Source organism: Salinivibrio sp. VGrn1 (assembly GCF_009377995.1).
GTDB classification, from domain to species: Bacteria; Pseudomonadota; Gammaproteobacteria; order Enterobacterales; family Vibrionaceae; genus Salinivibrio; species Salinivibrio siamensis.
Genome location: NZ_SATA01000001.1, coordinates 286,630 through 309,973 on the forward strand (window position 1 = coordinate 286,630; position 23,344 = coordinate 309,973).

Sequence of the window (23,344 nt, forward strand, 5' to 3'; positions counted from 1 at the left end):
TTGAATAAGGAGCAGTTTAGATATAATGAAACGCCAAAATTCCTATAACCGCGACGATTTACTCGCATCTAGCCAAGGTGAGCTCTTTGGCCCGGGACGTCCACAGCTTCCGGCACCAAACATGCTGATGATGGACCGTATCACCAACATTACCGATCAAGGCGGTGACTTTGATAAAGGCGTGATTGTCGCTGAGTTGGATATCAACCCAGATTTATGGTTTTTCGACTGCCATTTCCCAGGTGATCCAGTGATGCCAGGTTGCCTTGGCTTAGATGCTATGTGGCAGCTAGTTGGCTTTTTCCTCGGCTGGGTTGGCGGCGAAGGCAAAGGCCGTGCCCTGGGTGTTGGTGAAGTGAAGTTTACCGGACAAGTATTGCCAACGGCTAAGCGTGTTCGTTATGAAATTCACATGAAACGCGTGATTAACCGTAAACTCGTTATGGGTGTCGGTGATGGCCGCGTCTACGTTGATGATAAAGAGATTTACGTCGCTAAAGATCTGAAAGTGGGTCTTTTCCAAGACACATCCGCGTTCTAATCCTCTCTGTCGAGCCGGTGAGATGACCATCGCCGGCTTCTATTACCCCTCCCTTCCTACTTATCAAGTACTTCTCCGCTTTTGGACAACTAAGAAGGAAATTGTTAGTGATTGGATAAATTGATTGCTGTACTTATGTCTATTTAGTGGCAAATAGACAAAGTTATAGTGCATTACGATGTATTTAAAAAGGCCTTACCAAAACGATAAGGCCGTAAATATAAAAAGAGGTTACTTCATCATTTCCGATTTACTGGTTCTGCCTTCGCGCCATCCGCCAAGCCAGCTACTTCTCGCATCCGTTTGTTGGTAAGGACATAGTTCAGACGATCGACCGTTTATCCCAGCTTGAAAGCCCTTTGACTGTGCGCGTTCCAAACGATCTCGCTTCTGTCTTTTCATAGGGTCGCCCTCTTTATTCCATTTTGTTCAATGCTGCTTGCCATTTGCAAGGATACTTCCGTCTATGACGTTTTTATGAAGCATCCTCTACAGCTTCGATCATGATTATTTTTTAAGCAAGCACTATCGAGCAACGACTAAACAAAATGTGAGTCATATCCCTCTATATGTGACAACGTCACTAACACAATTATTGCATAGCCTCTAATTCTTCCCAGCGTTCAAAGGCTTGCTCTAAAGCTTGTTCAGCCTCAGCTAATCGAGTCAGTTTAGGTTGAGTAATGTCCTGACTTTTCGAGAAAAAATCAGGATCGTTCATTTCTGATTGTAACGCTTCAATCTCTTCTTCTAACGCCTCAAGCCGCGCCGGCAGGGCTTCTAGCTCACGTTGCAGTTTATAAGATAGCTTGCGTGGCTTACTCTTAGGTTTTGCCGTCTTTTGTTCCGTATCACCCTCACCACTCATTGAATGGTTACGGCTATTGGGTGTGATGGCTTTGAGATACTGCTCACGCTGTTGTTGGGCATCGTGATACCCCCCAACAAATTTATTAATGGTGCCGTCGCCTTCAAATATCCAGCTGTGCGTCACTGTGTTGTCGACAAACTGACGGTCGTGGCTGACCAATAACAAGGTTCCCTGGAACTGTGAAAGTAAGTCTTCCAACAACTCGAGCGTTTCGATATCAAGATCGTTGGTCGGCTCGTCAAGTACCAGTAAGTTGGCAGGCTTGAGGAAAAGCTTGGCCAGCAATAGGCGGTTTTTCTCTCCTCCTGATAGCGCTTTCACCGGGGTTTGCGCACGGCGTGGATGAAACAAGAAGTCTTGCAAATAACCCATGACATGACGTTTTCGGCCACCTACTTCAACTTCTGTTTTGCCCCCTGCCAGGTTGTCGATCACCGTTTTTTCTGGATCCAGTTTCTCACGATATTGGTCAAAATAGGCCACGTCGAGCTTGGTCCCCACGTGCAAGTGCCCGCTGTCTGGGGTAAGTTTTTCAAGCATCAGCTTCAACAGCGTACTCTTACCGCATCCGTTGGGGCCAATTAGTGCAATGCGATCGCCGCGCATCACCGTAAAGCTAAATGGCTTAATCAGTGGCTGATCTTGATAGGTAAAGGCAACGTTTTCGGCTTCAAACACAATTTTCCCCGAGCGGTTGGCGTCATCGAGCTGCAGGTTTGCGTTACCCTGTAACTCAACACGACTCGCACGCTCTTGCCGTAACGCTTTCAATGCGCGTACACGTCCTTCATTGCGGGTGCGACGCGCTTTGATACCTTGACGAATCCAGGCCTCTTCTTGGGCAAGTTTTTTATCAAACTCGGCATTTTGCTCGGCTTCTACACGCAGAGCTTCTTCTTTACCGTCCAGATAGGTTTGATAATCACCTGGCCATGAGGTCAACTTGCCGCGGTCAAGATCCACGATACGCGTGGCCATTGCCCCGATAAACGAACGGTCATGCGAGATAAAGACGATCGCGCCTTTAAAGTCTTTCAAGAACTGCTCCAACCACAGAATCGTCGAAACATCCAGATGGTTAGTTGGCTCATCAAGAAGCAACACATCCGGCTCGCAGACAAGTGCGCGCGCTAAGGCGGCTTTGCGTTGCCAGCCACCCGATAGGGCTTTAAGCGCGGTGTTACCTTCCAGTCCTAATGCCCCTAATACCACCATTATTTGATTGTCAAAGCGCCAAGCGTCAGCATGGTCCAGTGCTTCTTGCACTTTGGCCAACTCGGCTATGTTGCGATCGCTAGGATCTGTTTCGATCTTCGCGATCAGTTGGTGATACTGCTTTAGCTTGTCCCCTGCCTCAGCGAGACCTTCGGCCACATAGTCAAACACAGTGCCTTGACTATCTCGTGGTGGATCTTGCTCAAGCCGAGAGACTTTAAGTTCAGATTGGCTTTGAATACTGCCATCATCGAGCTGTACCTGACCATCAAGGACTTTCATCAGCGTCGACTTGCCCGCACCATTGCGTCCAACAAGACACACGCGCTCACCTGGCTGAAGAATAAAGTCTGTTTTGTCCAGTAATGGGTTGTCGCCATACGCCAACTGGGCGGAGGTTATTTTAATCAATGCCATGTTGCGTTAACCAAGCTTGTAATTGTGTGTGATCAAACGGCCATCCTAATTCAGCCCTCACCTTTCCAGACTGATCGCGGATTGCAATCACAGGGATTGTGACGCCGTAACGCTCAAAGAGCGCATCGTCAAAGGCAATGTCTTGACTGTTGAGTGGCGTTTGATAACCGAGAGATTGATAGAGTGCCCACGCTTGTTCACAAAGGTGGCACCCTTCCGTGCTAAACAATACGAGTGTCATGCTGATACTGCCTGATGACGGATTATCCAGCAATTATGGATATGTGGGTTGCGGGCAAAATCTTCAGGAATCGAACGCTTGCTAATATTCTCCGCACGTAAGCCGGCCGCGGCTAACCCCTCACTATCCATCTTAAAGTGCCGTTTGTTGTTGGAAAAAATAATTTCCCCATCGGGACGCAAACGGTCCTTCAGTGCTAAAAGCACATCAAGGTGATCACGTTGAACATCAAAAGTACTCTGCATTCTTTTCGAGTTGGAGAATGTCGGCGGATCGATAAAGATCAAATCAAATTGCTGGTTAGACTGGCGAATCCATTGTAGACAGTCTGCCTGCTCAAAACGGTGCTGACGCCCGACAATGCCATTGAGCGCCATATTGCGTTCAGCCCACGCTATATAGGTTTTTGACATGTCGACAGTCGTTGTAGACCGTGCACCACCTGCCGCAGCATGAACGGACGCGCTGCCCGTGTAGGCAAAGAGATTAAGGAAATCTTTCCCTTGTGCTTTCTCACCAATTAGACGACGGGTATAGCGATGGTCGAGAAATAACCCTGTATCCAGGTAATCATAGAGATTAACTTCAAGCGCCACGCCATATTCATCGACCGTCATCGTTCTAGATGCGCCGGCGAGTTTTTGATATTGGTTATTGCCCTTTTGCTTTTCGCGCGTTTTTAGCACCACTTTATTGGCATCCACACCGGTCACCGCGATGGCTGCGCGCACCATATCCAGCAAGCGACGACGTGCTTTTTCTGGCTCAATGGTTTTCGGTGCCGCATATTCTTGGATGACCAAAAAGTCGCGATACCGATCAATCGCGGCTTTATAGTCCGGTAAGTCAGCATCATAGAGTCGATAACACTCTAGCCCTTGTTTCTTTGCCCATTTATCCAGTTTGGTCATGTTCTTGCGCAAGCGATTAGCAAAATCTGGGGCGACGTCCGCCTTTGCCGCCTCACTCTCCGATTTTTCACCACGCGCGGTGACCGCATAGGTTTTCATCACACAATCTAACGCACCATTGCGTAGATTAAATTTGTCATCCGCACGCATCCGCAAGCAACTAAGCAACTCTTCCGAACCTGAATACAAAGAAACCGTGTTCCCCGCAAATGCCTCTTTAAGGTGATCACCGAGCTGCGTGTAGAGGGCTATCAAGCCAGGCGTGGTTCCCAAGCGCTCCCCATACGGCGGATTAGAAAGAATATGTCCCCCTGAGAATCCCTCAGGCGGCGTCACTTGCGTGGCATCACCCGTTTCAAAGTCAATCAATTCACCAACGCCAGCACGTCGTGCATTCGCACGTGCTGTCTCAATGATACGGGCATCGTTATCAGTGCCATAAAAACGTGTCTGGCACTGACTTACACCTCGTTTCGCCTTGACACTCGCTTCAGCTTTGATCGCTTTAAAGGCTTCATCATCAAAGCCCAACAATGATTCAAAGCCCCAACGCTTGCGCTTTAATCCAGGCGCAATTTTCGCTGCCATCATCGCCGCTTCTATCAGCAAGGTGCCCGAGCCACACATGATGTCCATCAAAGGCTGATCGGGCTTCCAGCCACTCCTTGCCACCAAAGCCGCGGCATGGGTTTCTCGTAATGGTGCCGCGCCAGCCTGGGTGCGATAGCCACGCTGATGTAGGCCGCTCCCCACCATATCAATCCCAAGCAGGCCTTGATCTTTCGATAACCGCATATGGATACGTAAATCAGGCTGCTCGCGGTCGACGCTTGGACGGGGCAAATTCGACTTTTCAAATTTGTCTACAATCGCATCTTTGACTTTCAACGCCCCGTACTGGCTGTTACGTATCTCGCGATTGGTACCATTAAAGTCCACCGCAATCCGCTGACTGGCGTGAAAATAATCTGGCCAGTTAATGGCCGTTGCACCGAGGTAGAGATCCATATCATCGCGCACCGCAAACTCGCCCAGCACCAAGACGAACCGTGACGCAATCCGACTCCATAAACAGCATTGATACAGTGTTGAATCGTCGGCTTTAAATTTAACCCCTGCATGGACTTGTTTGAGGCTAGATACGCCAAGTTGTTCAAGCTCTTGAGCTAGCATGTGCTCGAGACCTCGAGCGGTTATTGCGAGATAGTGTTTCATTCAGTCTCTACACCCTTTGGGCGTCGTTGTCATCATGGCGGCGATTATACATCAATCTTACGCCTATCGTTGACCCAAGCGGCGACAATCTCATTGAGTGATGAATAAATCGCCGGATTGTTGTTTCCACTAAGAAACAGATATCTAGGCACCCTTGTTTCCAGTGGGAATCAATCACCCTAACTTGATGCGCATACCTGTTTCCCTCAGGAAACCACTTTGCTTTGTCACTCATCTCACCTCGCCAAATCCGTTTTGAGCTGAACGCGTGTAAGCATTTACTGTGACTATTACGCACATTATGTCTGATACTATTAAAACGAAAATGGCTTATCTTTCCCTTTGGGAATGAATCGCAAATTGCGTAAACTGGACTATACCAGGATGGATTTATTCAAGCATTTTAACGGCAAAAATAGGAAGAAAGGCGTCATTCATTGGCCTTATAAGGGTGAAAACATCCCCAAATCAATGAAAAAATGCGCAGGCATGTGCACACTTTTCGCTCACAAAATGAACTGATATCACATTTTTTATGCACATTTGTTTGGTATAAGAAACGTCAAGATACAGCTATAGCGCTGTAGTCTGTACAAGAAACAAGAAAAGTGAGGGAAGAAAGGAGGCGTGGGCTGAGTGAAAACCACTCAGCCCACTAACGCAAAGCGACCTTTTTGGCTATTTGTTTGAAGTATTGGTTGCGATAGCCGGTCGTTCATTACTTTAATCGCACCACAAAACGCCATTGTTTTATTCGCGCTCAGTTCAAAATCAGCCTCACGTGCGAGCATGCAGAGCGAGGCAGAACCGGCGTTCTCTATGATAATAAACGGCGCCCTATCCCCTGTTTGGCTGGTGAGCTCGACTATTTGCCCCCACTCAGGGGTGGCGATAGTGTCTTGTTGTGGCTCGAAAAACCAGCTTTTAGGTAAGACAGGTTTGTGGAAGCGATAGGCTGCCACTGCGTTCAAAGCGAGTTCGGCCTGACGAGGGCCGGAAAGAGAGAGGTTTGACAGGGGATCGGTCAAACGTTGAAAGAGTGATGCATCCTCAACAGAAAATGGGGATGATGAGAACGCATCGGGGATGAGATGTTTGGCGTTGACCGCCACGCGAAAAACCATGTCGTCGCCTAAATCCAGCATTAGTGAATTCGACGTATTATCGAAATACCATCTCCATGCATTGTTAGGTTTTAACATACTTCAGCTCCCGCGATGACTCACTAACTGGGTGTCTGGCGATACCAAAACTGCCATTGCCTGAAGTGTAATGGGCTGAAGCGAAAAAAAAAGGGGAAGAAAACGCCCCCTTTTATACCTTAAGACTTTATTTCCTAACTTAAATATGACGCACGATTTGTTTTATGAGCCCAGGGCCTTGGTAAATCAACCCAGAGTAGACTTGCACCAAATCCGCCCCTGCCTCCAACTTTTCACGCGCCGCCGTGACTGAGTCAATTCCCCCCACACCGATGATGGGCATCGCCCCATCGAGCGCACGATGTAGTTGACGAATAACCTCGGTGCTTTTTAGTTGAACAGGACGGCCACTTAGCCCACCCGCTTCACGATAATGAGGCATACCATCTACCAATGAGCGCTCAAGCGTGGTGTTGGTCGCAATCACACCATCGATCTGGTGACGAATCAGTGCTTGCGCCACTTGTTGAATTTCTTCTTCACTCAAATCTGGGGCAATCTTAACCGTCAGAGGCACGTATTTATCGTGAGTGTCTGCCAACTGTGCCTGTTCGGCTTTCAGTGTGCTCAGGAGTTCGTCGAACATCTCGCCATATTGCAACGTCCGTAATCCTGGCGTATTGGGCGACGAGATATTAACCGCGATATAGTCGGCATATGGGTACACTTTTCGCATACAGACGACATAGTCATCGGTGCCCTGCTCGATGGGTGTATCTTTGTTCTTGCCAATATTAATACCCAACACACCATCGAAGTTTTTCGCACGCTTGACGTTTTCTACCAACGCATCAACCCCCAGGTTATTGAACCCCATACGGTTGATGATCCCCTCGGCGGCTTTAATACGAAAAAGTCGAGGTTTGTCGTTTCCCGGTTGTGGCCGGGGTGTCACTGTCCCCACTTCCACAAAACCAAAACCCATCGCACCAAAGGCTTCTATGCACTCGCCGTTTTTGTCCAATCCTGCCGCTAGACCAACGGGATTATTAAAGTTGAGTCCCATTACGGTAACTGGACGAGGAGGAAGCTGTTGGGAATAGAGAAAACGAAGCGGGGTGTGATGGAATCGAGAAAGGGTGTTGATGGTTAGATCATGTGCTTTTTCTGGATCTAACTGAAAGATAGCCGGTCTGGCGAGGCGGTAAAGCATTATCCCTCCTAATAAAAAAGCCCCGTATAAACGGGGCTAGATTATTGCGTTATTGGCGCTTTAATTCAATTTAAATTTAACAGCGACAATTCGCGTAACGCGACGGAGAACTTGGCAAACTCATGTACTGAGCCCACTTTGAACTCATCAACAATGCTCTGCCAACGCCCGAGAATGACTACGTGCTCATCCATCCACTGGGCTAATCCCGTCTCAGCATCTTGATCGGTTGCCATTTCGGACACGATACGGGCGGTGAGTAATCGTTGCTGCCAATCCAGATCTTCGCGGAAAGACGCACGCGCCAACGCTTGCCAGTGGTTATCCACCGGTTGGTTGTTGATTTGTTTCAAGAACCAGTGCAGTGACAAGCTATCCCCTAGCACATAGTACAAGCGTGCCACCAGCTCGAACGGTTTATTCAGCTGCTCTGACACCTGTGCTAAGTCCAATCCAGAGAACACGCTGGTTAGACGACAGACTCTATTCGCCAGTGCATCCGGCACCCCAGCTTGTCGTAGCGTCTCCGCTTGTTGATCATGCTCTTTGATTTCACTCTCAACCAGATAGTCATCCAAGTGCTCGACCAAGTTTTGCAGCGCCGGACGATAAAAGGCCACTTGTGCCTCGATACTTTCCCCTTTGCGTTTGTTACGTAGCATCCATCGGGTTGCTCGGCGTAGCATCCGGCGACAACGGAACAAGATATCGTATTGCACCTTGGCGCTGACCTGATTATCTAGCGCTCGCACATCGTCAAACAGTTGTTCAAAACCAAACACATCACGGGCAATCGCATACGATTTGGCAATATCACTGACACTTGCTCCCGTTTCATCTTGCATACGCGTAATGAAATTGAAGCCCATGTCGTTCGACATCTGGTTCGCCAAGGCGGTAGCAATGATCTCGCCTCTCAATGGATGGGATTCCATTTCTTTGCGATAGTGACGCTGTAACTCTTTCGGGAAATAACTGGGGAGTAGCTGGCCAAAGTGTGCATCTTGCGTCACTTCATCAACCACCAGTTGCTCTTTGAGCACCATCTTCCCGTACGCCACCAGCACAGCAATTTCTGGGCGAGTTAGGCCCGTGCCACGTAAGTTACGCTCAGACAAGGTCTCATCATCCGGCAAATATTCAAGTGCACGATCCAGCTTGCCCTCTTTTTCAAGATAATGAATAAAGCGGATCTGCTCTTTTAATAACGCCGCTTGCTGATTGTGGGTTACGGAAATTGACTCGCTCTGACTGTACGCATCTTCAAGCACGATATCAGACACTTCATCTTCCATCCGCTCCAAAAGCTCGTTGCGTTTTTTCATGGTCAAGTCACCGGCAGCGACCAGCCCATTGAGCAAGATCTTGATATTAACTTCGTTATCTGAGCAATCTACCCCGCCGACATTGTCAATGAAGTCGGTATTGACGCGGCCACCTTTGAGCGCATACTCAATACGCCCCAGTTGTGTCATCCCTAAGTTACCGCCTTCACCGATAATGCGCGCACCGACTTCATTGCCGTTAACACGTAACCCATCATTGGCGCGATCGCCAACAGAGGTATGGGTTTCATCGGACGATTTAACATAGGTGCCAATCCCACCATTCCATAGCAGATCGACTTTGGCTTTTAAGATCTGTTTGATCAGATCGTTCGGCGCCATGGATTGCTTGCGTGTACCAAGCAGTTTTTGTATTTCTGGCGTTAAGTTAATCGACTTCGCTCGACGAGAGAATATCCCCCCGCCTTTGGAAATCAACTCGCTGTCATAATCTTCCCAGCTTGAGCGCGGCAGGTTGAAAAGGCGTTGGCGCTCTTTCCAGCTTTTCGCGGCATCAGGTTCAGGGTCAATGAAGATATGCATGTGGTTAAAGGCTGCCACTAAGCGAATATGTTTAGAGAGCAACATGCCATTACCAAACACGTCGCCTCCCATATCGCCAATCCCCACACAGGTAAAGTCTGTGGTTTGACAATTGATATCCACTTCGCGGAAATGACGCTTCACCGATTCCCAAGCACCCGCTGCGGTGATCCCCATTTTTTTGTGGTCATAACCGTTGGAGCCACCAGACGCGAAAGCATCGCCCAGCCAGAAGTTATATTGCGCTGAGACACTGTTAGCAAGGTCGGAGAAGGTCGCGGTACCTTTATCTGCAGCTACCACGAGATAGGCATCATCTTCGTCATGACGCACAACGTGTTGCGGCGGTGTCAGGGTGCCTTCAACGATATTATCGGTAATATCGAGCAACCCTTGGATGAAGATCCGATAGCAGCGCTTCCCTTCTGCAAAAATTGCATCTCGGCCCGAGAGCTGGTGCTGTCGCTTGCATACAAACCCACCTTTGGCTCCGACGGGCACAATCACCGTGTTTTTCACTTGCTGCGCTTTAACCAACCCCAGCACTTCGGTGCGGAAGTCTTCTTGCCGATCGGACCACCGTAAGCCACCACGTGCGACTTTGCCGCCGCGTAAATGCACCCCTTCTACATCCGGTGAATACACGAAGATCTCGAATGCAGGAACAGGTTTAGGCATATCCGGGATCTCAGAGGCCTCGAGTTTTAACGACAAGTAAGGCTTGTCTTGGCCATTGTCCGGATCTTTTTGGAAAAAGTTCGTTCGCGTGGTCGCCAACATGATTTCCATGTAGCGGCGAATAATACGGTCATCATCAAGACTCTCGACATTATCGAGGGCTTCTTCAATATCATTGATGATGATGTCTTGTGCCCGCTTCGTTTGTTTACCAACCGGGTCAAAACGCGTATTGAATAGTTTTACCAAGAAACTGGCAAGTTGAGAGTGTGACGCTAGCGTCTCTTCAATATAGGCCTGGCTAAATGGAAAGCCAATTTGACGCATATAACGCGCATACGCACGTAAAATCGTCACTTCGCGCCCCGACAAACCGGCATTAAGCACCAGGCGGTTGAAGCCATCGTTATCCAGACGGCCATGCCAGATATCCGCAAAGGCATGCTGAAAACGATCCCGGGCATTACCAAGATCAAACGCCGATCCAGCACTGTGCAACATCGAAAAGTCGAGGATCCAGTATACATCCCCTTGACTGGTTTCTACTTCATAAGGTGATTCACCAATCACGCGTAAGCCAAGGTTTTCTAGCATTGGCATCACATCAGACAAGTGAATAGGTTCGCCTTTTTGGAAGAGTTTCAGGCTGATCGCGTTCGATTGATGGCTTACCTCTTGGGGGCGATAAAGCAGCATATCGAGCTTGTTATCATCACTGAGTCCCTCAAGGCGCTCAATATCCGCCACCGCTGATCCAGGCAGCATGGCCTCTTTGTACGAACGTGGGAACGCCCGCAGGTAACGCTTGGCGATCGGTGTGCCTCGGTTTTCACCAAAGTTTGCGATCACAGCCTCTTGCAGACGATCGTCCCAAGACGAAGCCGCTTCTGTTAGATTGTGTTCGATCTTCTTCACATCAATATCGAAATTGTTGTTTTCTACTCGGACGATATAGTGCGTCCGCGCCAAGGGGCTTTCCGAGAAGAAAGTGGTAAATTCTACCGTCTGATCAGAGCCAAAGTACTGCTGAAGAATACGTTGGGTTTGACGACGGAACTCGGTGTTGTAGCGCTCACGGGTGATATACACCATGCACGAGAAAAACCGCCCGAATGGATCGCGACGAACAAACACGCGCAGCATGTCACGATCTTGCATTTGCACTACGCCCATCCCAACGTCGCGCATTTCTTCTTCGGTCGCCTGAAAAAGCTCATCACGGGGATAGTTTTCCAAAATATTCGCCAGTGCTTTCCACGAGTGTGATTCACGATAAAAGCCACTGTTATCAAGAATGCGACGCACTTTGTTACGCAAGACGGGAATACTGGCGGTGGATTGGTTATACGCTGAAGATGCATAAAGACCGGTGAAACGGTGCTCACCAATCACATTGCCATATTGATCAAATTTTTTGATCCCGATGTAATCCACATAAGCCGGACGATGGACACGAGATTTGGCATTGCTTTTCGTCAACACCAGTAATTCTTTTTTAAGCGCCTCGGCGCGCGCTGACTCTGGCATGTCTGATAGGCTAAGGACGGCGGGCGATTTATGCTTTTTGGCTAAGCCGAGTGCATTGCAATCTGCGCTAGCACGAAGCTCGTAATCCCCTTCCACCGCGACTAAGTCAAAACACTTATACCCCATAAAGGTAAAGTTGTTGTCGGTAATCCAGCTCAAAAACTCGATCGCTTCTTGGCGACGTTCATCATCAATGGGTAACGGTGTATCTTTCAGCTCCGATACCAGCGCAAGCATTTGCTCACGCATCGGCTTCCAGTCGTTTACCACCATCACCACATCCATCAAGGTTTCAGACAATTCCGCCTCTAATGCAGCCATCTCTGACTCATCGGACATTTTGTCGATTTCGATGTGGAACGTACTTTGGAACTGCCCGTTGTCACCGCCAATCGCAATCACGTTACCCTGATCATTTTTTTGTGATTTTATCGGGGTATTAAGCATTAGGTGGGTCGTGATCCCCAAACGGTTGAGGGCCATGCGCACCGAGTCGACCAGGAAGGGGGCATCTGGTGCTAAGATCTCGACAATGGTGTGGGTGGACTGCCAGCCATTACCACTTAGGCTCGGGTTAAAGACTTTTACAAACACTTTGTCTTGTTCGAAGGTGTTTAGATGGTGCCACAAACTCATCACAGCACCATAGAGATCTGACTCATTGCGTTCCTGCAAGTCATCATCAGAGATTTGACCCAATATCCTTTTGGCTAATGCATCGACAAGTGGTTGTTGAGTATCATCCAGTTTATCGGCAATCAGCTGATAAACCTTCTCAAGTAACACAGGTACTATAGGGTCACGCGAGGTCATTCTGGAGCTCCGTTGTCCTTTTTAGAACATTATCGTTGTGAGTATTCAGAGGTAAACATTGCGTTAACAAACGCACTGTCTAGTGTAAGGCTTGGCAGGTAAAAACGTTATAGGTAAACGGCTGGATTTACGCGAATTTCGCCAGAATGTGACTGGTGTGGCTATTTAAACAGAAGAATTGGCGAGGCATCACTCGCGCCCCACTAGGCAACCCGCATTAACGACTGGAACTTATGGTTGGCGTCGGTCACCAGTTTAAAACGCCCGCGTATACCGAGTTGCGATAGGAAAGGACGAAAACGCGAAGCCGGGATCTGAAGACGCAGACCCTGATCGGTCGTCACCACCACATTGGCCGCGGCACCACTATAGTAGTGTTGATACTCTGAGTAAGCAATGTAAACGTTAAAATAGTACTCCATCTCTTCCGCTCAACCTATCACCGTGACACCGCAAACCAATCAACCACCGAAAACAAAAAGCCGCCCAAGGTGGACGGCTTTTCACACTTGTTAACGCTTGGCTGATTTTATCCCAAATCGTTTCTTACTGCTCAAGTGTTTTTTCTACTTTTTCATAGAGATCCGCAGCTAAGTTATCCATATCTGCCAACTCTTGCAGTACCTGTCGCATTTGCTGCTGGCGATGGTGATCGTAATAGGCCAGTTTGAGCATAGGATCAATCAATCGTGATGCCACCTGTGGATTCGACTGATTCAAGGTCACCAAGATCTCTTTTAAAAAGCGGTAGCCGCTACCATCTTGGGCATGAAAACGCGCCGGATTACGATTACAAAATGCCCCGACCAAACTGCGTACACGGTTGGGGTTTTTAAGCGTAAAGGCAGGGTGCGCCATCTGTGCTTTCACCTGCTCTAAGGCAGTCTCGGAAGGGTTCGCACCTTGGAGCATGAACCATTTGTCCATCACCAGTCCATCATGCTGCCATTTATCACTGAAATCTTTCATCAGTGGTTCACGACACGGTAATTGCGCATTGTTAGCGGCATTCAATGCTGCCATGGTGTCAGTCATATTGTTCGCGGCTTGGTAATGACGCTCTACATGCGTGTTGCCGTTTTCCGTGTGCGCGAGATAGCTCAAACAGGCATTACGTAAAGCGCGTTCACCGATCGCTTTGTGGGTGATCTGATATTCAGGTTGCGCATACTGACGGTATACCGCGTCAAACTCATCAACCATATGATCGGCAAATTGTTGCTTGAACGCCGCCATGACTTGATGAATCGCATCAACGTCGACAATATCAAACCAGCCAGCCACTTCCGTCTCGGTCGGTAAATTGATCACTTCCGCAATCAATGCCGGATCCGTGTTGTCGCTGAGCAATACGCCACGAAATGCATCAATCACTGACAAGGGCACATCAATAGGCTGTTCGTTTTGTACCCGTGCGACGTTCTCCTTAATATGCTTGGCCAGTAGACTCTGACCCGCATCCCACCGCGCGAAATCATTGCGCGCATGTTGCAGTAAGAATGCCAATTCATCGTCTTGATAGTCATGCTCAAGCTTCACTGGCGCGGAGAACTCCCTTAGCAGGGAAAGCACAGGTTGCTCATCCACCCCATCGAAAATAAAGGTCTGCTCAGCATCTGTCACCGCCAGGACGTTTGAGACCGACTCACCGTGACGTTGTAACTCAATCACACTGCCGTCGCGACGATAGAGTGCAATATCCAGTGGAATATATAGCGGCAACTTCTTTTGCTGATCCGCTGTTGGCGGCGTGTGCTGCGTGACATGTAACGCCAACTGTTTGCTATCGGGGTCATAGGTCGATGATACATTCAACACCGGCGTCCCAGATTGGCTGTACCAACGGCGGAACTGAGTCAGATCGACCCCAGAGGCATCTTCCATTGCTTGAACAAAATCATCACAAGTGGCTGCTGTACCGTCATGACGTTCAAAGTAGAGTTTGACCCCTTTTTGAAACTCGGTTTCACCCAAAATGGTATGCATCATACGAATAACTTCACTGCCCTTTTCATACACCGTCAGGGTGTAAAAGTTATTCATTTCGATCACTTTTTCTGGCCGGATCGGATGAGACATAGGGCTGGCATCTTCAGCAAACTGGGGGCCACGCATAATACGCGCATTGCTGATACGGTTGACAGAGCGCGAGCCTAAGTCGGAGGAGAACTCTTGATCACGAAAAACAGTTAACCCTTCTTTCAGGCTAAGTTGGAACCAATCACGGCATGTCACTCGGTTCCCCGTCCAGTTGTGGAAGTACTCATGCCCAATGACCGCTTCGATACCGAGATAATCGGTGTCGGTGGCGGTTTCGGCGTTTGCCAATACATACTTGGAGTTAAAGATGTTTAAGCCTTTATTCTCCATGGCACCCATGTTGAAGAAGTCAACGGCGACGATCATGTAAATATCTAGATCATATTCAAGATCAAACCGCTCTTCATCCCATTTCATTGCGTTCTTCAATGAAGTCATCGCATGATCGGCACGATCTAAATTCCCTTTATCAACAAAGATTTCCAGTGCCACATCACGTCCAGAGCGGGTCACAAACGTATCACGTAACACATCAAAATCGCCGCCGACCAGTGCAAATAGGTAACTGGGTTTCGCGTACGGGTCATGCCATTCTACCCAGTGGCGGCCACCTTCCAACTCACCCGACGCAATCTTATTGCCGTTACTGAGTAAGTATGGGTATGTAGATTTATCCGCAATCACCTTGGTGGTAAAGCGAGCTAACACATCGGGACGGTCGAGATAATAAGTGATCCGGCGAAATCCTTCCGCCTCACACTGAGTACAATAAGCCCCGCCCGAAATATATAACCCCTCGAGAGCGGTATTGTTTTCAGGATCGAGCTGAGTTTGGATGGTTAAAGTAAATGCGGCTGGGACGTCTCGGACAATCAATTTGCCCGCCTCTTCACTATAGGCTGTCCAGGGGTCGCCGTTGATATCTAGGCGCACTAACGTGAGCGCGTCCCCGTCTAACACCAGATCGGTGGCGTGATCATTCAGGCGTTTCACCTGGCTAACCGCCGTGACTAGGGTGTTGTTCGGATCAAGATCAAATTCAAGGTTGATATCCGTAATGGTAAAGTCCGGCGCACGGTAATCATCACGGTATTTGGCGGTGGGTTGTTGAGACATGTCGTTTCCTTTTTATCGAGTGTACCTCAGCCAACGAACTGTATTCATTCGCCCAAGGGCGATTTTGCATGCCATACCATACCGCGGCTCGGCATTAATGACTATAGATTTAACAGTTTGTTATCAAATGTTTGCGTTTACATCCAATAAGCGCAGTATAATGTCAACGCAGCCTGCCAATCCCGACTGAAATATAATGTGACGACGGTTAAATTTTCTAAAAATTGCGGTACTATGACGCTCATTTCGTTTTGTAACCCGTAAGGCGTTCACCACGCATGCACAATCCGATCATTACATCACTCTTGGATACTGATGCTTATAAAATCAATATGCAGCAGGCCGTATTTCATCATTATCCTGATGTCCATGTTACCGCTGACTTTTACTGCCGCAGTGATGAAAACCTCTCCTACCTACGTGAACAGGTGGTGGAGCATGTCAATCATCTCGCGACGTTGCGGTTTCATGCAGACGAGCTCAGCTATCTGGACTCGCTAGGTCTATATCAAGCAGACTTTCTCGCCTTTTTGTCAGGTTTTCAATTCGATCCTGACCAAGTCACTGTCGGTGTCGAAGACGGTCAATTAGCAATTCATATCGCCGGCCCTTGGCAAGAGGTGATTCTATGGGAAGTGCCACTACTGGCGATTATTTGTGAGCTGAGAAACCGCGCTTGTTATGCTCAACTAAGTGTCGATGACGCGATTGCACGTCTTGACGATAAGTTAGCCCATCTCCCTAAAGAGGGATTTGCCGATGGGTTCCAGCTCGTTGACTTTGGCACGCGGCGTCGTTTTTCTCGTGAGGTCCATCAGGCGATAGTGACACGTCTGCACGCGGTCTATCCGCCTTTAAAAGGCACCTCTAACGTATGGTTAGCCAAACAGTTAGGGCTTGTGCCTGTCGGCACCCAAGCGCATGAGTGGTTTCAAGCCCATCAACAGCTTGCAGGTCAGCTTGCTGACTCCCAGCAGCTTGCGTTACAAATGTGGTTGCAAGAGTATCCCGATAGCCTAGGGATAGCGTTAACCGACTGTATCAACATGGATGCCTTTTTACAGGATTTTGATCGTTCGCTCTGTCACGCCTTTAGCGGATTGCGTCATGACAGTGGTGACCCGATTGCATGGGGTGAGAAGGCGATCGCGCATTATCGGTATCATGGTATTGACCCCAAAGATAAGACACTTGTCTTTTCCGATAGCCTCACGCTGGCGAAAGCCGTGCATATCTATCAATACTTTGCCGACAAAGCCACGACCTCATTCGGTATTGGCACGCAGCTAACCTGTGATCTCCCTAATGTGAAAACCCTCAATGTGGTGATCAAATTAACCAGCTGCCAAGGGAAACCTGTTGCCAAAATTTCTGATGAGCCTAACAAAGCCATTTGTAAAGATGAAGCGCACCTCTCTGCACTAAAAGCCGCGTTCAAGTTGTCAGACTAAACGCTTCCCCAATAGAAAAGGGCCAGTTTATTTATCACCGGCCCTTTTCATCAATGTTTTATTGATGCGTTTTTATGATAACACGCTCTGTCATTGCTCACCGTTGCCGTTGTAACACCGCCTCCATACCAAATACCTCATTGGTCAAGCGCAAGGTATCTGAGGCAAGTTGGTACTGGGATGAATGGCGTCCTTCTTCATAAATAAGCATCAGGTTGTCACCTTCCACCAAGTAAACGCCTCGGTGAGTAATTGAACGGCCGTTGTTGCCGCGAACTTGCATCGCAAAAAGAAAGTCTGGGCGAAGTTTTAGCGAGACACCATCCACCTCTTCACTCACATCTTCCCCTTCTATGCTGTTTGAACGCCACACCCCGGAGAGATCGTCAGGTAGCAGTTTAGTAAACACGGCTCCCTGAAGCTGCAATTGATTATGATTTAACTGGTAGGCATGCACTTGATCCGCCCCCTGCCCATCGTACAACCGCAATGCTTGATGATTCACCGCATAACTGCCTGCAGCCGTCTCGAGCTGCCCATCACGACGTAGCATATCAATACGGAACTCATAGTGAGAGTTAAACGAAAGATTAATCGCTTTATAAGGATGGCTCGCCTCTGACTCTTCCTCAGCACTAAACCAATACCATTGACCAAGCAGTAACGGGACATCAAATCGTGCTAAATCGTCACCGCGCACTGGCAAGGCCATCACTAAGGCCAGAAAAACACCCAATAAGCAACGCATACCTTCCCCCTCATTGGCAGTGATGCCTTAACGATAAGGTTAGACTGACTTATCAGTTTTATGCAGTTTTTTGAGCAAGATCTCGTTTCATGTAGGTTGAATCCGCCTAGTCGTCACCATAACGTCATAAAAAAAGCCTAGGCGAATTGCCTAGGCTTGGGGGTGTGCTAACGTGCTAAAAGACCGTATGCCGACCTGACATTTAACGGTTGGCTGAAAGAAGGTTAGCCAAATCTTTTGTGATGCTCGCGGCTTCATCTAAATATGCATCTGGCTCTTCATAGTCTTTAGGCACATCATCGAGCGTTTTGAAGGGCGGTTCACCCAACGCCTTCTGACGTACATTTAATCGCGCCAAGCGTTCTTGATCTTCTCGCTCCATTTCCTTGCGCCGTGCGTCTTCATTCAAGGAGATTGTGTTTTTATCTTTCTCTTCTTGATAGCGCGCAATGTCTTGACGGATGAAATCAAACTCTCGATCATCTTTGATCCGCGCTTTGTGCTTTTCACTTATCGTATTAAGCACCGAATCAGGCAAGGATCTAGGCTGATAATCCGCTTTCTCAATTCGATCCCATGGCAAGGCATTTTCTTCCACACTCTCACCTGTTTCATCCGGTGAAACGGGAGAAGGGAAGACAATATCTGGCACCACACCCTTATTTTGGGTACTGCCACCGCTAATCCGATAAAACTTTTGGATCGTGTACTGCACATAACCTAACGGCTTATCAAATAAATCGTAGATATGATTCAAAGAGCGGTGCTGCTGTACGGTCCCTTTACCAAAAGATTGTTCGCCAATCACCACCGCACGCTCATAATCTTGCATGGCGGCCGCGAAAATCTCCGAAGCGGAGGCACTGTAGCGATTAATCAACACCGTCATCGGGCCATCATAGAAACGTTTACCGTCCGTATCACTGTTGACTTTCACTCGCCCATAGCTGTCTCTGACTTGTACAATGGGGCCTTGGTCAATAAACAATCCACTGAGCGCGGTTGCTTCACTCAGTGCCCCCCCTCCGTTATTTCGCAAGTCCACGACGATACCGCTAATGCCCTTTTCTTTCAGACTCGCGATCTCTTTTTTGGTGTCATCGGCCAGCCCAACATAGAATCCGGGGACCGTCAGTACGCCAACTTTTTCGTCACCGCGCTCAATCACTTCAGATTTTACTGCGCGATCTTCCAAGCGAATCTTGTCACGGGTTAGCGTGACATTGTAACTTTTAGCATTCGCCCCTTCGGGTAAGATTTTCAGTTTAACTTCACTACCTTTCGGGCCTTTAATCAGCTCGACCACATCGTCCAGTCGCCAGCCAATCACATCGACAATCGCTTCGTCTTCTTGGCCCACACCAATAATTCGATCACCGGGTGACAACTGTTTGGACTTGGATGCAGGGCCACCCGCAACGAGAGAACGAATCACTGTGTATTCATTTTTTATCTGCAATACCGCCCCTATCCCTTCGAGGGATAAATTCATTTCCGACTGGAATTGCTCAGCATTGCGCGGTGATAGGTAGCTAGTATGTGGGTCAACTTCACGCGCGAAGGCGTTCATGTAGACCTGGAACACATCTTCGCTATGGCTTTGCGTTAAACGCTTTAACGCGCTGTTATAACGCTTGCCCAAGGTCTCTCGGATTTCTTCATCCTCTTTCCCCGTTAAGCGCAGGTTCAAGGCATCATTTTTTACCCGCTTATCCCAGATAGCGTCCAGTTCGGCCTCGTTAGCCGCCCATGGCAGCTCAGTACGATCCAGCACCATGCTTTCGTCAGCAGAGAAATCAAAGGGTTTATCCAACACGTGCAGCGCGTACTGATAACGCTCAAAGCGTTTTTTCAGCACACGGTTGTAAATCGCATAGGCCGCTTGTGTCTCACCTTCTTTGAGCTGATCATCTAAACGCGTTTTCCAACGAGATAGACGTTCGACATCATCTTGGGTTAAAAACACACGATTATAATCCAGTGTTTCCAAGTAACGATCAAAAATCGCCGCCGAGAAGGCATCGTCGAGCGCAAACTGCTTATAGTGGGATCGAGTGAAACGAGAAGTTACACGCTTGGAAGCGGTTTCGTGTTGGGGTTCAGCGGACAGTGAAGGTAGTTCACTGAGTTGAAAATTGGCTTCTACGGCCTGGGCAGAGGCTGCCAGCATCAAGCTGGCAGCGATAGCCGAAACGCGGCGTCGACAAAACATGCGTCGAGGAGTCTCCTTTAGGCGCTGAGGTGCTCCGCTTTTACTAACATGGTTAACCCGTTAGTCAGGCGAACACGCACCTCATCCTTATTAATTTCAACAATGGTCGCTGGCAGATTACCGTTGCCCATGTTCACATTCACGTCTTTACCTACGACAACATCGTTGGCGTTGAGTTCGCGACGTGGCTCACTCTCTTTCTTAGTCATTTTAGCGGGCTTTGGTTTACTCGTACGGCCTTTCGCTGATTGCGCAGCCGCCTTCTTGCCTTTTGGTGCAGTCTTACCCGCACTTTTCGCCTGACCTTCTGACTTTTTCGCTTGTTGCTGCTTACGACGCTCTGCCGCACGCGCTTTGCTTTCTGACAAGGTCTGCGCAGCATGGTCGATATGCTCTTGCTCAAGCTCGCCACACGCATTGCCATCAAGGTCAACACGTGACGCCCCTGGTTTCACGCTGTGCAGATAACGCCAGGAAGACGTGTACTGACGAAGCGCGGCGCGCAATTGGGTCTTGCTTACCTTGGGATCGCCTTCAAGACGTGTCGCAAGATCTTGAAAAATACCAATTTTTAATGGCTTGGCTTCGCCTTCAACAGTAAAACATTTAGGGAAACGTTCAGCAATGTAGGCAATGACTTCTTTGCTGTTCGCGAGCTTTTCAGTATTTTCCATGTTTTTTCCTGGCCTGCTGCGAGAAACCACAGCAGCGTATCTACGTGTATTTAAGTATGAAAGTGGTGCGTATTATAGATACCTGATATGAAAAAACTACCAAGATTGGCGAAATCACAAGTGTTTTTGCATTTCTTTGACCAAGGTAGCGAGTCCATGTTCATCTTCTTGGTCAAAGCGACCGATACTTGGACTATCAATATCCAGTACTGCCTGCAATTGATTATTGACCCGAACAGGCACCACAATTTCCGAGTTACTCGCCGCATCACACGCAATATGTCCTTCAAAGGCGTGCACATCTTCTACTCGCATTACGGTATCCTGACGATAGGCGGCCCCACATACCCCTTTATCATAGGGGATGCGTACACAGGCTGGTTGACCTTGAAACGGGCCAAGCACTAACTCTTCTCCCTCGTCGAGATAGAAACCCACCCAGTTAATATCTTCAAGCTGGCTATTGAGTAACGCACTTATATTGGCAAGTTTTGCAATAAGGTTGGGTTCCCCTTCGCACAACGCAACCGCTTGCTGGGTTAACAAGCGGTAAAAATCAGCTTTGTTTTCCATAAATCACTGCATCTCAAACAACAAGACCATTACAATAGAAATAATCCAAAGACTTTTCAATTGAGTATAACTATTTATGATCACCTGGCGCTGGCTTCTTGACCAAGCTCGACCCCATCGCACCCGGCTCATTTGGGCTAACGTGGTAGCCATTGCCGCCACCTTGGTCAGTGTGCCTATCCCTTTACTCATGCCGTTATTGGTCGATGAGTTGCTATTGGATAAGCCAGACTGGGGACTTGCGGTACTCAACACCCTCCTGCCTATAAGCTGGCAACAGGCGGGCGTTTACATTGCCGCTGTGCTGATCATTGTCGTTATCATGCGCATCGTCAGCCAAGGACTTAACATTCTACAAAGCCGCCAATTTACCCTGGTTGGTAAGGCAATCACCTACAAAATCCGCCAACACTTGATCGCCAAACTTGGGCGGATCAGTATGCGTGAGTACGAATTACGTGGGAGTGGCGGCCTCACCTCTCACCTTGTCACCGATGTCGAAACCATCGATAAGTTTATTGGTACCACACTAAGCAAGTTTATTATTGGTCTGTTGACGGTCACCGGCACCGCGGTCGTCTTACTTTGGATTGATTGGCGACTCGGCTTGTTCATCTTACTGATTAACCCTATTGTCGTGGCGTTAAGCCGCACCCTTGGCCAACGAGTTAAGCACCTTAAAACACAAGAGAATCAATCTTTTGAGCGCTTCCAGCAACGTCTCGTGGATACGTTAGACGGTTTGTATCAACTTCGTGCTGCCAATCGAGAACGTGAGTATTTGCGTCAGCTTGACCACAGCGCCAGTGAGATTAAAGACAGTGCTGACAAGTATGCCTGGCAGTCAGAAGCCGCGGGACGCTTATCATTTTTAATGTTCTTGATCGGCTTCGAGCTCTTTCGCGCTGTAGCAATGGGAATGGTCTTTTTCAGTGATTTGTCGATTGGTCTGATGTTCGCGGTGTTTGGTTATCTGTGGTTTATGCTCGGCCCAGTCCAAGAGCTGCTCGGGATTCAATTTGCTTGGTATAGTGCTAAAGCCGCGATGACGCGTATTAATGAGGTTTTACAACTGGCCGAAGAGCCGCGTCGACCCGCGGGCATTGACCCAAGCCGTATCGCCGCCCACACACAGGCCTCGGGCTTAACGGTCGAGATTGATAATCTGTGTTTCTCCTACGATGAGGATAAGTCGGTACTCAATGGTTTAAGCATGCATATCCCTGCCGGCCAGCGTGTGGCATTGGTTGGTGCCAGTGGCGGCGGAAAATCAACCCTTATTCAGTTGCTGTTAGGACTGTATCCGGTAGAACAAGGTGATATACGCTTTAACGGCCACTCGATTAACCATGTCGACATGGATGCTCTCCGTCATCAAATTGCCGTGGTATTGCAACAGCCAGTGCTGTTTAATGATACGTTGAGAAATAACTTATGCTTAGGCCGTCACCTTGCCGACACCGCGCTTTGGCAAGCTATCGAGCACGCCCAATTGGGGGATGTGGTGACACAACTCACCGACGGGCTAGATACACCGCTTGGACGACAAGGGATCCGTCTATCTGGCGGTCAGCGACAACGTGTGGCGATTGCACGAATGCTCCTGAGTGACCCTAAGCTGGTTATTTTGGATGAAGCCACGTCCGCCCTAGACACGGCCACTGAGCGCGCGCTACATCAAGCAATGCAAACATTTTTGGCGGGACGGACGACCCTTATCGTGGCTCACCGCCTCTCTGCGGTTAAAGAAGCCGATGTGATTTATGTGTTGGATGAAGGACAAGTGACCCAACAAGGCACGCACACAGAGTTAGTCAATGCGCCCGGGGTATATCAAACCTTGTATGGGCAAATACAACAGGCGGCGGGAAAGTAGAC

Annotated in this window: 16 protein-coding genes; 3 read left to right on the forward strand and 13 right to left on the reverse strand. The window is 48.7% G+C overall.

Annotated elements, in window-relative coordinates; translation table 11 throughout:
- The first annotated feature begins 25 nt into the window (after positions 1-25).
- A complete protein-coding gene (gene fabA, locus EHW56_RS01330; protein ID WP_046073221.1) occupies positions 26-541 on the forward strand; it encodes a bifunctional 3-hydroxydecanoyl-ACP dehydratase/trans-2-decenoyl-ACP isomerase in 516 nt (171 codons plus the stop codon).
- A 231-nt stretch (positions 542-772) separates the two neighbouring features.
- Here fabA and rmf read toward each other — a convergent pair whose 3' ends face one another.
- From rmf to pepN, 9 genes are all read right to left on the reverse strand, one after another.
- Positions 773-943 carry a ribosome modulation factor gene (rmf, locus tag EHW56_RS01335; RefSeq protein ID WP_077458712.1) on the reverse strand — a complete coding sequence of 57 codons (171 nt, stop codon included), beginning with the start codon at positions 941-943 and terminating at the stop codon, positions 773-775.
- Positions 944-1,133: 190 nt separating this feature from the next.
- Positions 1,134-3,044 carry an ABC transporter ATP-binding protein gene (locus EHW56_RS01340; protein WP_152795158.1) on the reverse strand — a complete coding sequence of 637 codons (1,911 nt, stop codon included), beginning with the start codon at positions 3,042-3,044 and terminating at the stop codon, positions 1,134-1,136.
- Positions 3,031-3,285, reverse strand: coding sequence for a glutaredoxin family protein (locus tag EHW56_RS01345; RefSeq protein ID WP_077606192.1), 255 nt, complete (start codon positions 3,283-3,285; stop codon positions 3,031-3,033). Before EHW56_RS01345 ends, EHW56_RS01340 begins: the two co-directional genes overlap by 14 nt.
- Positions 3,282-5,411: a bifunctional 23S rRNA (guanine(2069)-N(7))-methyltransferase RlmK/23S rRNA (guanine(2445)-N(2))-methyltransferase RlmL gene (gene rlmKL / locus EHW56_RS01350; RefSeq protein WP_152795156.1), complete on the reverse strand. Its 2,130-nt coding sequence runs from the start codon at positions 5,409-5,411 to the stop codon at positions 3,282-3,284. The genes EHW56_RS01345 and rlmKL overlap by 4 nt, the downstream gene beginning before the upstream one ends.
- 647 nt (positions 5,412-6,058) lie before the next feature.
- Positions 6,059-6,613, reverse strand: a complete 555-nt coding sequence (locus tag EHW56_RS01355; protein WP_046073217.1) for a cell division protein ZapC — start codon at positions 6,611-6,613, stop codon at positions 6,059-6,061.
- Positions 6,614-6,752: 139 nt separating this feature from the next.
- Complete coding sequence (gene pyrD, locus EHW56_RS01360) at positions 6,753-7,766, reverse strand: quinone-dependent dihydroorotate dehydrogenase (RefSeq protein ID WP_046073216.1); 1,014 nt, start codon at positions 7,764-7,766, stop codon at positions 6,753-6,755.
- Between the two features lie 65 nt (positions 7,767-7,831).
- Entirely contained in the window at positions 7,832-12,652 is a 4,821-nt protein-coding gene (locus EHW56_RS01365; protein WP_152798964.1) for an NAD-glutamate dehydrogenase, read from the reverse strand.
- Between the two features lie 203 nt (positions 12,653-12,855).
- Positions 12,856-13,074, reverse strand: a complete 219-nt coding sequence (locus EHW56_RS01370) for a DUF2835 domain-containing protein (protein ID WP_046073214.1) — start codon at positions 13,072-13,074, stop codon at positions 12,856-12,858.
- A gap of 124 nt (positions 13,075-13,198) precedes the next feature.
- Positions 13,199-15,808 carry an aminopeptidase N gene (gene pepN, locus EHW56_RS01375; RefSeq protein WP_152798966.1) on the reverse strand — a complete coding sequence of 870 codons (2,610 nt, stop codon included), beginning with the start codon at positions 15,806-15,808 and terminating at the stop codon, positions 13,199-13,201.
- Positions 15,809-16,086: 278 nt separating this feature from the next.
- On the opposite strand from pepN, the gene pncB reads away from it, so the two are divergent.
- Positions 16,087-17,259: a nicotinate phosphoribosyltransferase gene (gene pncB / locus EHW56_RS01380; protein ID WP_077577805.1), complete on the forward strand. Its 1,173-nt coding sequence runs from the start codon at positions 16,087-16,089 to the stop codon at positions 17,257-17,259.
- Between the two features lie 97 nt (positions 17,260-17,356).
- Here the strand turns inward: pncB and EHW56_RS01385 are convergent, their stop codons facing one another.
- The 4 genes from EHW56_RS01385 to EHW56_RS01400 all read right to left on the reverse strand — a co-directional run bounded on the left by EHW56_RS01385 (position 17,357) and on the right by EHW56_RS01400 (position 21,466).
- Positions 17,357-18,007, reverse strand: coding sequence for a hypothetical protein (locus tag EHW56_RS01385; RefSeq protein WP_046073211.1), 651 nt, complete (start codon positions 18,005-18,007; stop codon positions 17,357-17,359).
- Positions 18,008-18,209: 202 nt separating this feature from the next.
- Positions 18,210-20,219, reverse strand: coding sequence for a carboxy terminal-processing peptidase (prc, locus tag EHW56_RS01390; RefSeq protein WP_152795147.1), 2,010 nt, complete (start codon positions 20,217-20,219; stop codon positions 18,210-18,212).
- A 17-nt stretch (positions 20,220-20,236) separates the two neighbouring features.
- Positions 20,237-20,893 (reverse strand): RNA chaperone ProQ, encoded by a 657-nt coding sequence (proQ, locus tag EHW56_RS01395; RefSeq protein WP_046073209.1) that lies wholly within the window; start codon positions 20,891-20,893, stop codon positions 20,237-20,239.
- 114 nt (positions 20,894-21,007) lie between these two features.
- Complete coding sequence (locus EHW56_RS01400) at positions 21,008-21,466, reverse strand: GAF domain-containing protein (RefSeq protein WP_046073208.1); 459 nt, start codon at positions 21,464-21,466, stop codon at positions 21,008-21,010.
- 76 nt (positions 21,467-21,542) lie between these two features.
- Here EHW56_RS01400 and EHW56_RS01405 point away from each other — a divergent pair, with 76 nt between their 5' ends.
- Positions 21,543-23,342 (forward strand): ABC transporter ATP-binding protein, encoded by a 1,800-nt coding sequence (locus tag EHW56_RS01405; RefSeq protein ID WP_152798968.1) that lies wholly within the window; start codon positions 21,543-21,545, stop codon positions 23,340-23,342.
- Positions 23,343-23,344 lie beyond the last annotated feature (2 nt).

Coding starts and splice junctions, on each gene's coding strand:
- EHW56_RS01340 (WP_152795158.1), bottom strand. CDS start 3,044: ATGGCATTGATTAAAATAACCTCCGCCCAGTTGGCGTATGGCGACAAC.
- EHW56_RS01355 (WP_046073217.1), bottom strand. CDS start 6,613: ATGTTAAAACCTAACAATGCATGGAGATGGTATTTCGATAATACGTCG.
- pepN (WP_152798966.1), bottom strand. CDS start 15,808: ATGTCTCAACAACCCACCGCCAAATACCGTGATGATTACCGTGCGCCG.
- pncB (WP_077577805.1), top strand. CDS start 16,087: ATGCACAATCCGATCATTACATCACTCTTGGATACTGATGCTTATAAA.
- fabA (WP_046073221.1), top strand. CDS start 26: ATGAAACGCCAAAATTCCTATAACCGCGACGATTTACTCGCATCTAGC.
- EHW56_RS01400 (WP_046073208.1), bottom strand. CDS start 21,466: ATGGAAAACAAAGCTGATTTTTACCGCTTGTTAACCCAGCAAGCGGTT.
- EHW56_RS01370 (WP_046073214.1), bottom strand. CDS start 13,074: ATGGAGTACTATTTTAACGTTTACATTGCTTACTCAGAGTATCAACAC.
- EHW56_RS01405 (WP_152798968.1), top strand. CDS start 21,543: ATGATCACCTGGCGCTGGCTTCTTGACCAAGCTCGACCCCATCGCACC.
- rmf (WP_077458712.1), bottom strand. CDS start 943: ATGAAAAGACAGAAGCGAGATCGTTTGGAACGCGCACAGTCAAAGGGC.
- pyrD (WP_046073216.1), bottom strand. CDS start 7,766: ATGCTTTACCGCCTCGCCAGACCGGCTATCTTTCAGTTAGATCCAGAA.
- proQ (WP_046073209.1), bottom strand. CDS start 20,893: ATGGAAAATACTGAAAAGCTCGCGAACAGCAAAGAAGTCATTGCCTAC.
- rlmKL (WP_152795156.1), bottom strand. CDS start 5,411: ATGAAACACTATCTCGCAATAACCGCTCGAGGTCTCGAGCACATGCTA.
- prc (WP_152795147.1), bottom strand. CDS start 20,219: ATGTTTTGTCGACGCCGCGTTTCGGCTATCGCTGCCAGCTTGATGCTG.
- EHW56_RS01345 (WP_077606192.1), bottom strand. CDS start 3,285: ATGACACTCGTATTGTTTAGCACGGAAGGGTGCCACCTTTGTGAACAA.
- EHW56_RS01385 (WP_046073211.1), bottom strand. CDS start 18,007: ATGCGTTGCTTATTGGGTGTTTTTCTGGCCTTAGTGATGGCCTTGCCA.
- EHW56_RS01365 (WP_152798964.1), bottom strand. CDS start 12,652: ATGACCTCGCGTGACCCTATAGTACCTGTGTTACTTGAGAAGGTTTAT.